This is a genomic window from Akkermansia muciniphila (assembly GCF_900184965.1).
Taxonomy (GTDB): domain Bacteria; phylum Verrucomicrobiota; class Verrucomicrobiia; order Verrucomicrobiales; family Akkermansiaceae; genus Akkermansia; species Akkermansia muciniphila_A.
On record NZ_FXYA01000185.1, the window covers coordinates 75416 to 87418 of the forward strand.

The 12003-nt window shown below is 52.2% G+C and carries 8 protein-coding genes; 6 read left to right on the forward strand and 2 right to left on the reverse strand.

From position 1 onward, the window contains the following. The first annotated feature begins 3 nt into the window (after positions 1 to 3). Together CI070_RS05905 and CI070_RS05910 are read left to right on the forward strand one after the other, a co-directional pair. Positions 4 to 549: a GNAT family N-acetyltransferase gene (locus CI070_RS05905; RefSeq protein WP_094137437.1), complete on the forward strand. Its 546-nt coding sequence runs from the start codon at positions 4 to 6 to the stop codon at positions 547 to 549. A 471-nt stretch (positions 550 to 1020) separates the two neighbouring features. Beyond that, positions 1021 to 2421 (forward strand): glutamate decarboxylase, encoded by a 1401-nt coding sequence (locus CI070_RS05910; protein ID WP_094137438.1) that lies wholly within the window; start codon positions 1021 to 1023, stop codon positions 2419 to 2421. 456 nt (positions 2422 to 2877) lie between these two features. On the opposite strand, the gene CI070_RS13065 is transcribed toward CI070_RS05910, so the two are convergent. Beyond that, positions 2878 to 3321: a hypothetical protein gene (locus CI070_RS13065; RefSeq protein ID WP_143245742.1), complete on the reverse strand. Its 444-nt coding sequence runs from the start codon at positions 3319 to 3321 to the stop codon at positions 2878 to 2880. 180 nt (positions 3322 to 3501) lie between these two features. Here CI070_RS13065 and CI070_RS14810 point away from each other — a divergent pair, with 180 nt between their 5' ends. Both CI070_RS14810 and CI070_RS05920 read left to right on the forward strand, forming a co-directional pair. Continuing rightward, positions 3502 to 6039: a ligand-binding sensor domain-containing protein gene (locus CI070_RS14810; protein WP_179218582.1), complete on the forward strand. Its 2538-nt coding sequence runs from the start codon at positions 3502 to 3504 to the stop codon at positions 6037 to 6039. Between the two features lie 2 nt (positions 6040 to 6041). Next, on the forward strand, positions 6042 to 6572 hold the full coding sequence (locus CI070_RS05920; protein ID WP_094137440.1) for a hypothetical protein: 531 nt from the start codon (positions 6042 to 6044) through the stop codon (positions 6570 to 6572). Between the two features lie 332 nt (positions 6573 to 6904). Here the strand turns inward: CI070_RS05920 and CI070_RS05925 are convergent, their stop codons facing one another. Continuing rightward, a complete protein-coding gene (locus CI070_RS05925) occupies positions 6905 to 8902 on the reverse strand; it encodes a beta-N-acetylhexosaminidase (protein ID WP_094137522.1) in 1998 nt (665 codons plus the stop codon). Between the two features lie 223 nt (positions 8903 to 9125). On the opposite strand from CI070_RS05925, the gene CI070_RS05930 reads away from it, so the two are divergent. Together CI070_RS05930 and CI070_RS05940 are read left to right on the forward strand one after the other, a co-directional pair. Beyond that, complete coding sequence (locus CI070_RS05930) at positions 9126 to 9911, forward strand: hypothetical protein (RefSeq protein WP_143245743.1); 786 nt, start codon at positions 9126 to 9128, stop codon at positions 9909 to 9911. Between the two features lie 167 nt (positions 9912 to 10078). Then, positions 10079 to 11866 carry a chloride channel protein gene (locus CI070_RS05940; protein WP_094137443.1) on the forward strand — a complete coding sequence of 596 codons (1788 nt, stop codon included), beginning with the start codon at positions 10079 to 10081 and terminating at the stop codon, positions 11864 to 11866. Positions 11867 to 12003: the final 137 nt, after the last annotated feature.

Genomic DNA, 12003 nt, shown 5'->3' on the forward strand with positions numbered 1-12003 from the left:
GTCATGCCGGGAGGAAAGCTGTCATTGCCGGAATCTGAACGCCTGGTATTACGGGCGTGGCGGGAAGAAGACTGGCCCTTTTTTGCGGCTATGAACGCCAATCCCCGGGTAATGCGTTTTTTCCCCGGCATCATGACGGAAAAGGATTCTCTTTCCATGTGGGGCCGTATGCGGGAAGAACTGGATGAAAGAGGATATGGATTGTACGCAGCGGAATTGAAACATTCCGGTTCCCTGATTGGTCTTCTCGGCTTTCATTGGGCTGATTTTGAAGCGGATTTTACACCATGTGTGGAAATAGGCTGGAGGCTTGTGCCGGAAGCCTGGGGATATGGATATGCTACGGAAGGCGCCCGTGCATGCCTGAAACATGGTTTTGAACGATTCGGTTTTGACCGGGTATATTCTTTTACTGCTTGCGTGAATTTCCCTTCACAAGCCGTGATGCAACGCGTTGGAATGAGGAAAATAGCGGAATTCAACCATCCCAAAGTTGCTCCGGATTCTGTCCTTTATCCGCATGTACTTTATGTAAAGGATGCTCCCTGAAGATGAGCCTCTGGCTGATTTTCGACACCGTATCCCGGGCTTTTCATGGGAAGGCTTGTTCTCCCTTATAGGAAAATGATGAACGGGTTGTGATATTTTGCAGGTTTATCCATTCTTTTTTCCCATTGTCTCCCGGCAAATCGAACGGACTGCAATGCTGAAGAAATGCAGGGTGCGCGTTGGAGCCTTTTGTCGCCAAGCGTGACTTAAAAGGTGTAACTTGCCACGGCGTTGAATTGGTGCAGGTGGAGTTTAGAAATATTGACGGATTTTTATAAGAAGGTCTGCAATTAAATCATTTTAATAGTCCATTAATAATGAAATAGATCTATATTTTGTCTTTTTCTGGAAAATTTATATATAGGATAATGACAATGGAAATATGAACGCTTTGATTCGCGGGTGCTTCTATCCTTCATGCGGGCAGCCTGTCATGGTCAGCCCGGAAACGATGAAACAATAAATACCGTCATGTTTGATCCAAATCAAAAACCTGATACAGCCCGGGCGGAAAATTCCATTTTCGGCTCTCCGGAAGCAGATAACCTTCTCCCCAAGGATGAGTTCCCGGATTACGCGATGCGCGCGGAGGACGCTTTTCAATTGGTGTCCGATGAATTGATGCTGGACGGCAATGCCCGCCAGAACCTTGCAACCTTCTGCCAGACCTGGGATGAAAAGCAGGTCAGGATGCTGATGAACCTCAGCATTAACAAGAACATGATTGACAAGGATGAATATCCCCAGACAGCCGCTATTGAAATGCGTTGCGCTGCCATCATTGCCAATCTTTGGAATGCCAGCAAAAATGAAAAACCCATTGGTTGTTCCACTATCGGTTCCAGTGAAGCATGCATGCTTGGAGGCATGGCGGCCCTGTGGCGCTGGAGAGCCCGCCGGAAAGCTGCCGGCAAACCCATTGACAAGCCCAACCTGGTATGCGGTCCTGTCCAAATCTGCTGGCACAAGTTCTGCCGCTATTGGGATATTGAAATGCGTGAAATCCCGATGGCGCCCGGGAAATGGAAGATGGATGTTGACCGGATGCTGGAACAGATTGATGAGAACACCATCGTTGTGGTTCCTACGTTTGGTGTGACCTATACGGGCGCTTATGAATTGCCGGCGGAAATTGCCAAGGCTCTGGACGATTACGAAGACAAGACCGGCATCAGCGTTGACATCCATGTAGACGGCGCCAGCGGCGGCTTCCTTGCCCCGTTCTGCGCCCCGGATGTTGTCTTTGACTTCCGCATTCCCCGCGTCAAGTCCATCAGCGCTTCCGGCCATAAGTACGGATTGGCTCCGCTCGGAGTCGGCTGGGTCGTTTGGAGAGATATTTCCTACCTGCCTGAAGGATTGATTTTCAATGTCAACTATCTTGGCGGAGAAATTCCCAATTTTGCCATTAACTTCTCACGGCCGGCCGGACAGATTATCTGCCAGTATTATGATTTCATCCGCCTGGGCAAGGAAGGCTATACGAACATCCATACGCAGGCTTATGAGGTAGCGAAGTACATTTCAGATGAGCTTTCCAAACTGGGTCCGTACGAATTTATTTGCACGGGCGATCCGGAAAAAGGTATTCCCGCTGTATGCTTCTTCATCAAGGATGGAGCCAATACGAACTACACGCTTTTTGACCTTTCAGACAAGCTGAGAACCCGCGGCTGGCAGGTGCCCGCCTTCACGCTCCCTGCCAACTGTCAGGATACGGTGGTGATGCGCGTCATGGTTCGCCAGGGCTTCTCCAAGGATTTGGCAGATCTGTTCCTGGAAGATTACAAGCGCATGCTCGCTTTCTTTGAGAAACACCCGGTTTCTTCTCCGATGACGGCGGAAGAAGGAACGGCTTTCCACCATTCCTGATGGAAGAAGCTCTGCTGAGCGATTTTTGTTGGATGAATAAGTGTGTGTAAGCGCGGCTCCGCAGTTGTCAAGGTTTGTGCGTGGACCTGACAGCTGCGGAGCTTTCATAAGCGTTTATTTGATGCGTTTTGATATTTCAGCGGGGCATCCAACGGTTCCCTGGCAGACAATCCGGGGAGGGCGGGGAGGAAATGTGCGGACTGGCATCATTCTGTCTCTCCTGAATTTGGCCGCATCTTTTCGGGAGATGGCTTTTTCACATCTCCGGGTTTGAGTCTCTCAGCAGCAATCTGCTGGTCCCTGTTATAATTGCCCGGATAGTCCATCTTGGGGAGGGAACCGGGGCCGCCATCTCTTTATCTTCGTTTTCCCCTCTTCCGGTCTGCCGGGCTGGTTCCGGCCGCCTTTCCTTTGGTGGCTTTAATATACAGGTGGCTGTTAGTTCCACCTTATGAATCAGTTCTTTATCCATCGCCAACAGGGTTCCGCCTGACACTGCCGGTACTGGTTACTGGAATCAGGTTCGGAAGAATTGTTCGTGTTGGTGCGGACAACACTTTCTCTTCTTGGGCAATCATCGCGGAATCCTCCTCCGGGAATGGCCATATTATCTCCTATGATCGCTCCGGAAAAGTAGATGACAATATGGTTTCCATCTCCATTCGGATGTTGAACTGTGCTTATTCCCCTGCCGCGAAGAAGGCCGGTGAATATAACTTGATATGGGAAAACGCATAGCGGAGTTGAAATTTGAATCAGAGAATAATTGGGGAAAGCATGTTGAAAAAACGGGATGCCGGGTGTTGTTGCCAGGTTTGTTCCCTGTATTTTCCCATTCAGGCATGAAAAAGTATTAGTAAGGATTTTTTCAGGAATCAAAATTTTTAAGACAACTAACATATATTAAATTATTTATATGTATAATTATAAACGGATTATGTTGTATTTTATTTTTGAAAAACTTGACAATAAATTGAAAACGGAATTGACAGTGATAAAAACCAATAATATTCTCCTGTAATAATCAGGGGATAGTTGGTTATGTTGATTAAATTCAAACACTTCATAAGGATATTTGCGTTGATTTTCCTTTTGTTGGGGGCGTGGGCGGCAGGAGAAGTCGTAACCGTTCAGGTACCGGAGCAGCTTCCGGAATGTCCGGTTCGGTTTATTCGCGGTACGCTGGTAGCTGGTGACGGCTCCATTTGGGTTGTAGGAGAAAAAGAAAGCATTTACCGCCTTCAGGTTGGGGACCGGGCATATGAAAAATCGTGGCTTAATATGGACTATTATTCCGGTTTTCCCAAAGGAAAGAATTTCACCTGTATTGCGGAGGACAGGCAGGGGCGCATCTGGGCGGGCACGGATGACAGCGGCGTAGCCGTTTTTAACGGAAGAGAATGGAAAATGTATAACCGCAGCAATGCACTGAATGGCGAGCATGTTTATGCTTTGGCCATTTCTCCTGTCTCCGGGGAGGTTGCCGTAGCCTCATCCGGCGGCGTATCCGTTTACGATCCTGCAGGCGATTCGTGGAAGACGCTGGACAGATCCACTGGCTTGGCGGAAGACCAGGCGGCTTCCGCAGGTTTTGATGCCAGGGGCAATTTGTGGCTGGCCTATGCCTGTGGCGGAGTATCCTGTTCTTCCCGCCAATCAAGGTATATGCAGTGGAAGAATGTTCAGGCCCCCTGGTACTGGGACAACAGGCAATTCGCCCGTCAGCCGTACCAGCCGTATGGTGATGGCTTGCCTTCCAATATCTGCAATGTGTTGACTTGTACGGATAAGGATCAGATTCTGGTGGGTACCTGTTCGGGGCTGGCGTACAGTAACGGCATCAGTTCTTGGCGTTATATGAGAGGGCGTGATTATGCCCAGAAAAACAGTCATCTGTATGGTTCTGCCGCACGGAAAACCGCGGTTCCGGGAGAGTCGAATTCCAGAATGTTGTCTGAAGATTTTATTTCTTCCATTATCCAGCAGGGAAAGGAGATTTTCGTCGGCTACCGGATGCAGGGAGTGGATGTGCTGGACGCTGAAAAAATGACGGTGAATCAGAGAATAAGAAAGGGGCTGGAAAACGTGGATGTCCCTTCCTTGCTGGTGCTTCGGGATGGGAGCGTCTGGGCAGGGACATATGGACGGGGTCTTGTTTGCCTGAAAAAGGGGGATCTGGCTTATCAACTGGACAGGAGCCCGCAGGACAATGAAGTTCCGTTCCCTCGTCCGGCGCAGATGGAGGAGCCTTCCGTGGTACTCAGAAGATTGGAAAAGCTGGGATCCGATGCGCATGCGGGGAAGAGTATTGTGTTCCGGGGGGAGGACTGGACTACGAAAGGGGACTGGTGCGGGAAGTACGGGCACACGCGTGCCACGCTGTGCGCCACGAATGCCCCCATGAGCAATTCCGAGTTTAAAGCCAAGACTATCCGGTTCCGCACCCTTTCTTCCGTTCCCGGCCATCCAGGATACAAGGGGGCCTTGTCTCCCTACTGGATTCAAGGGCTGATGGGGCTCAACCGCAAGAAGGGAGACGCGCTGCGCTGGTGGGTGCACAGCATTAAGGAAAATAATAACCGCAACGTTCTTTTCGACCCTACGGATTCCGTGCGGACAGAGGCGGAGTGGGATGACCACGGGGAAGCGTATCCTGGCTTTGTGGACGGACCTGATATCTGGGTAGCCGTGGAGGTGCCGGAGGGTGTCCATGAAATAGCTCTGTATTTTTATAATCCCAACGGTTATCTCACCAATGAATCCAGGCGGGATTACGTAGTGGAAGCCAGAAGGCACCCTTCCACCGCCCCCCTTGTGTTCCAGTTCAATATTGAGGGGGATCTTGCGATAGGAGAACAGAATAGTCGGGGGAAGGAACTTGCCTCCTCCATGGAGCAGTGGTATTCCTACCCGGTGGAGGCGCGCACTCGCGTTTCCAGATTTGCGGGGTCCGGGGTTTATAAAAGGTTCATGAGCAGGAAGGGGGGGATTTACCTGTTCCGTATTTGCCGGAACGGTTCCTTTAATACCATTTTAAACGGGGTGTTTGTGAATGAAAAAATACCGTGGGAAATCCGAATGCCTGAGGAATTGCCTTATTACGTATCCGGTGCGCTGGCTGGCATTGTTCCCACTCCGGAAAGGGTGAATGGAGCTGCTCTGGGACAGAGGGAAAAGGCTGTGTGCAAGCCTTTGTATGAGTTGCAGTATACGCGCAAATACCTGACGCCGGCTGCGTGCAGTCTTCAGAACAGGTATGTTCTTGCTCTGTGGCGGCAGGCCCGGGAGAGCCGGGCCGAGGGTGGTTGCCTAGCGGACTGCCTCCAGTGGGAAGCCAGAGTGAGCGACGACCGAGTGAGAGCTTCCTTCGATGAAACCATGAAGCGTTCCTGGGATCAGAGCCAGATTTATTATATCGGCAACAGGTCCCGGGATTTTATGCCGAATGCCCCGGGTACTGTCCCTTTCTCCCTCAGTGAATTGCGCCTGATGGCCAAACTGCGCATCGACTGGCGGCAGTATCGGGACGATGCGAAGACTCCTCCTGAAAAAACTGTTCAGGAAATGAAGGAATTCCTTAATAAGGAATTGCTGAAACAACAACAAAGTAGAAAATAACAATGAATAAAATTGCCTGTGCTATAATGGTTTCTCTCTCGGGAATCTGTCTCTTGAAAGGAGAAACAGTTCCGCAGAAAACGGAATGGAAAGGGGGACGCCTTATTTATGATGGAGTCATCATCAAAAATCAGTTCAATCTGCCTCAAAAAGGAATCAAATACCATGATGAGGATAGATTGTCCTATGATGTCATGAACACCACCCTTGAAATGAGCACCACCCTTTCCAAAAATCCGCAATGCGGCAGGGAATGGTGTTACAAGGGAATCAGCTATATTGTTGTCAAATATTCCGGCCCGATTTCAGATCCGAGAGACGGGGGCACCATTTATTTTGAACCATACTATAACCATCATATCTGGTTTCATGAGAAAAAGCATGGGGAATGGGGGATTTTGTACTCCAAAGTCTATATTATTACCCGGATTAAAAATGCGAATATCGAGGATGTCAGAGACTATGGAATCAGCGGAGAGGACGGTAGCATCTTTTTCAAGTATGTAGAAAAAGTAGTAGATGATAATATGTGAATTCCGTTTGGTTTTCCCGGATGAAAATCATCTTCCGCCGGTTCCCGGCTATTTAGGCTCCGGAGGTCCGCAGACGGCGACCTCCGGAGCTTTGTTGGGTCAATCCTGCTTTCGGGGCAAGCCTTTCCGGTTTAGAGGGGCAGTTTCGTGCCGCTTGATGGAAAGGTGCTGCTTCCCCGGCGGGAAAACATCCGGCGCCTTGGGATGCCGATGATACTGAAAAGCTCCTGTCCGTAAAACACGAGGCTGCGGAGGGAATGTCCCGTTTGCCGGAATAAAGGGGGCCCTGTGCGAGGTCTCTGCGTTTTTTTGCGTGGGGCGGGGCTGCGTTTTTATGGCGCTTCAAAATACACTGTTCCGTGGGAATCCCGGCCTCCGGCCCCTTTGAATTTGGCTTTGACCGTATAGGTTGCTCCTTGCCTGGGTTCCGGGGCATTCAGGATGTACTGGATATTTTCCTTATGGGCGCCGCTCCTGCCCGCATGGGCGTCCCGGGAGATTTCCCGGGAATTTTCATACAGGGCTACGGATTCGATTTCAATGGCGTGAGCGCCCTTGTCGTACAGCAGGGTGACGGTGTATTTGCCGGGCGCCCTGACCAGTTTGGTAACGTCAAACGAATGTTCCTGTCCGGTCAGGACGGCGGGCGTCCATGTGCCGATCCTGGGCGTATTGAAAAAGTCGGACTTGTCTATTTGGCTGATGATATTCCGGGCAAATTTGATTCCCATCAGGTCCATGCGTTCGCTATACGCTTTCAGGCGTTTTTTGAAATCCGGAAAATCCTTGTTGCCTGCGGGAGTCCAGCCAACCTCCGCAAAAGCGCAGACACGGGGAAACGCCTGGTAATGCAGACGTTCCGGTGTGGCAATCCATTCCGTCCATACTTGGGCGCCCAGCCCCTTGACTCTGGAATGGTACTGTTCCTCCAACCCGGGAAAAACAGGTTCGAATCCGTATGCCTTTTGCAGGGGAATGCTGCCGTAACTGTAATCCAAATAGGTGGAGGTATGGAGGGAATTGATGACGTCATGTCCGTCCCGGATAGCGTTTTTGGCCAGGCCGGTGTTGCCCTTCCAGAACTGGATGACGGCATTGGTGTCCAGTTTGGCACCGGCTTTTCCTCCTCCGTCCCCATTGACGTCATGTCCGTAAATTTCATTCCATCCCATCATGCGGCGCCCTTTTTGGGCAATAATGCCGGACATGCGGTTGGTGAAATACATCTGGACGTCCGCATAATTCTTCATGCCGTTTTTTTTCATGAATTCCTCAATTTCCGGAACACCCTTCCATTGCTTGTCATAGCGCACCTCATCCCCGCCTATATGAATGATTTTGCCGGGGAAGAGCGCCGCGATTTCATCCAGAACATCGGACAGGAAGGCATAAGTTTTTTCCGAAGTGGGATCGAAGGCTGTGTTGACAATGAATGTGGTGGGCACTTCCACGGGAGTTTTCAGGCTCAGGAAGGGGTATGCTGCGGCGGCTGCGCTGGCATGGCCCGGCATTTCAATTTCCGGAACGACGGTGATATTGCGGCGGGCTGCGTATTGCACGATATCCCTGATTTGTTCCTGGGTATAAAAGCCTTCATGCGGCGTTCCGTCTGATTTGCCGCTGTTCCATGTGCCGATTTCCGATTCCCTGCGTTTGGAGCCGATTGAGGTCAGGAGCGGATACTTTTTGATTTCAATGCGCCATCCTGTGTCGTCCGTCAGGTGCCAGTGCAGGATGTTCATTTTTAGCAGAGCCATTTGGTCGATGATTTGCTTAATGGTTTTTTCACCAAAGAAGTGGCGCGCCTCATCAATCATCAGAGCCCGCCAGGAGAACCGCGGATAGTCCGTTATGTGGAACGGAGTTTCGGAAATGTTCCACGGGACGATGGATTTATCCGCCGTCCCGTCGTGGAAAATGGCAGGCATCATCTGGACCAGGCTTTGCCCCGCATAAAAGATGCCCCTGGCATCGGCCGCGGAAAGGATGATGCCGCCAGGGGAAGATTGGATGGAGTAGGCCTCTTTTCCCCTGGCGGCCAGGGACGCGTCTTTTTTGATGATGATGCAGGCGGCTTTCTTCGACGCTTGTCCGGCCGTTTTAAGGGGAAGAGGGAGCCCTGTCCCTTCGCTGAGCATCTGCTGTAATTGCCCTGCCTGATTCAGGAAAGCCTTGTCCTGCGTTGCCGTGATGATGAAGGAATCCCGGGTGAGCCGGGCCGGACTTCCTTTGAACAAGGTGATTTCCGCAGGTTTCGGGATAATTTGTTCTTGTGAGAAAGCTGCTGGAAAGCTGGCGGACAGAACAAGTGCGGGGATAAGGAATTTCATGGACACGGTTATAGGTACAAAGGCTGCTGACACAATCTTTCATGGGGAATTTGTTTTTTTGGCTCCTGGAACTGAATATTGTTTTTTGATGCGGGTCTCATCTTCAGAAGGTATGTGTCCGGGGCGGACACAGCGTCCGTTTGCGGCAAAAGCGGGGTGCGGGTACGCAGGATGGAGCCGCTTCCGGATACGCCATTTCAGAAAATCTCCAACCATGACCAATATGAAGAAGAAAACCGTAATTCTGTTGTCGCTGGCGGCCTGCACGGGCATGCCGGCGTGCTCCGGAGCCTGGGCGGCGGCAGTTTGCCAGGAACAGGCCTACCACCTGAAGACGGCATGTCCCCATCCCCTTTCCCTGGCCGGTCCTGCGGATGAGCGTGTTTATTTGCGCTTTCAGACGGGGTGGGCCAGCAAGTACGAGTGCGAGGGCCTGGACTTGTGGGACGGCCCTCTCTGCATGTTTGTCCCTGAAATACAGTATAAAGAGTGGGTGGGGAAAATATGGTACGGCGTTTCCACGGACCATCGGAATCATGCGGAGTTGAAATACCGGCTGGATTACGTCAGGGAACTGGGAAACTGGACGGTCATGCCCTGGTATGAGCACAGCTTTGTTTTTCCGGGAGACAAGGGAATTCCGCGTCCCGGCTTGAAAACGACTTACCATTTTTCCGACCGCTGGTTTGGCGGCGCGGATCTGTACTGGCAGTATAACAACCATACGTTCCGCGGTTATTACGCCGTATTTGCGGGGCTGCATGAGGAAATAGCGGATTGCGTGCGGGTGGACGCCGTAGTGCGCTACGGTTACAATGGAGGGTATGTAGGCCCGGTGGTGCACCATGGCTCCAATGCCCTGGATTATAATCTGAGCGTTACCTTCCGTGCCACCGGACGCCTGACTGTGGAATTGTTTACCAATTACAGCCAGGCGCTGACCGTGGTCAAGCAGAAGGGGCTGGGGGATGATTTCTATTATGGCGTCAATTTAAAATATACATTCTGATTCCCGGACAGGAAGTCAGGCCCCGGCTGAGTTCCGGACGGGTCGTCAGCGTGTCCGTTGCGAATTCCCGCTGGTTCCGGAGAGTGTGGGGCAGGGAGTTTTTTTCTTCCGTATCGAACGGAGGGGGACATTTTTTTGTCACAACGGAATAGTATTTCTCTCTTTTCATGAATACTCCGTCCCCCCAGTCTCAGCCGCCGGATTCCGTCTGGTACGGATGGATTTTGAAACTGTTCCATCATTGGAAAGTGGGGGAAAGGCAGGTCACCTATGTATGGGCCGTGCTCGTCGGGATGGTGGGCTCCTGCATGTCTCTGTTTTTTGAGTGGATGGTGGAAGTAATCCAATGGATGCTCACAGGCATCTGGTCGGATTCCCGCGTAGGCACTTTTTCCCTGGTGGAGCCGGAATGGCGCATGTTTATTCCGGTGGCGGGCGGCCTGGTGGCCGGCTGCATCCTGCTGTTCCTGAAGAAGAGGATGCCGGGGCAGGCTACGGAATACATGGAGGCCATGTCCATCGGAAACGGGCTGATCAAGTTCCGTGCCTCCGCCCTGAAAGTCTTTTCCGCGGCATGGAGCATCGCTTCCGGGGCTGCCATCGGCAAGGAAGGGCCAATCATCCAGTCTTCCGCTCTGATCGCGTCTAATGTGGGGCAGCGCCTGCACGTATCCATTCCGCGGCTCCGGCTGCTGGTGGGCTGCGGGGCGGCGGCGGGGTTCACGACGGCGTTCCATGCCCCTTTTTCCGGTTGTCTGTTCGTGAGTGAAATCATCATCGGCACTGTGAGCATGGATATTCTGGCGCCACTGCTCATCGCCTCCTGTACCGGATTCGTGATGCTGCATCTGCTGGGGGATCCCTCTCCCCTGTACAGTTCTCCGTTTGAAAGCTTTACTGTCTTTTCCCAGTCTCTCTGGTGCATTGCCCTGGGGGCGGCGGCTGCCGTGGCGGCCAGGGGATGGGTCAGTTTGCTGGATGCGGCCGCCAGATATTTGAATGGCCGCCAATCCCTTCTGCCGCTGCGTCTGGCGGCCGCCGGGCTGGTCGTGGGGATTCTGGCCGTTTTTTATCCGGAAGTGGTGGGCAATGGTCAGGCTCTCATTACCGGGCTGGTTCATGAGGATTACGGCACGCGGGAGGCGCTCATCCTGCTTCTGGTAAAGGTGTCTGCCGTGGCTGTGGTGTTTGGCTGCGGTACGGTGGGGGGAGCCATGACGCCCACTTTATACGTGGGTAGCATGGTGGGGTTTATTTTCAGTACGGTTCTGACGTCCCTGGGAATGGAGGGCAACCATACGGTGGCGTATGCGATGGTGGGGATGGCTTCCTTTTTCGCCGTGGCGGCCCAGGCCCCTCTGACGGCCCTGGTGATGGTGGTGGAGTTTTCCATGAGCGGGCAAATGATTTATCCCCTGTTGATCGGTGTCGTAAGCGCTTATGGCACGGGAAAGTTGATTCGCGCGCGTTCCATGTATGCCGCCAGTCTGGCCGGCAGCCCGGCGTCCGTCGTCAACCTGCCCATGGCGCAGGTCTATGTGCATGACCTGGCGCGGCACGTAGTGCCCCAGGTAGCTCCGGACGCATCCCTGGATGACGTTTCCTCCCTGATGCTGCGGAACCCCGGAGACCTGGTTTTTGTGGTGAATAAAGATGGGATTTATGAAGGAGCCATTTATCCGGAGGATTTTCTGGAGGTTCGCCGGAAGATGGAGATGCAGAAAGAGGGAACTCCTCCCGATGCGGGGGCTCTGGTTCGTACGGGCGCTCCCGTGCTGGATGCCGGAACCCATCTGACGGATGCTTTGAAGCTGTTTGAACAAACCCACCTACCCGCCTTTCCCGTAATCTGGAAGAATACCGGGAGGCTGGACGGCGTGCTGTACCGCAACGCGTTGTTCCAGGTTATTACGGAGATGATGAAGCGGGAGTCCGGCGGAGACGTGGGCATGTAAAATGAGACGAAGCAAGGGTTGGGTATTACAATTTTGTAATTTTTTTGATTTCCGTTCGTAACATTACCAAAATTAAGCGCCAGGATGTTATCCGTATTTCCTGCGCCGTTTTTTGCCCGGCTGCATGGAGGTGAAAG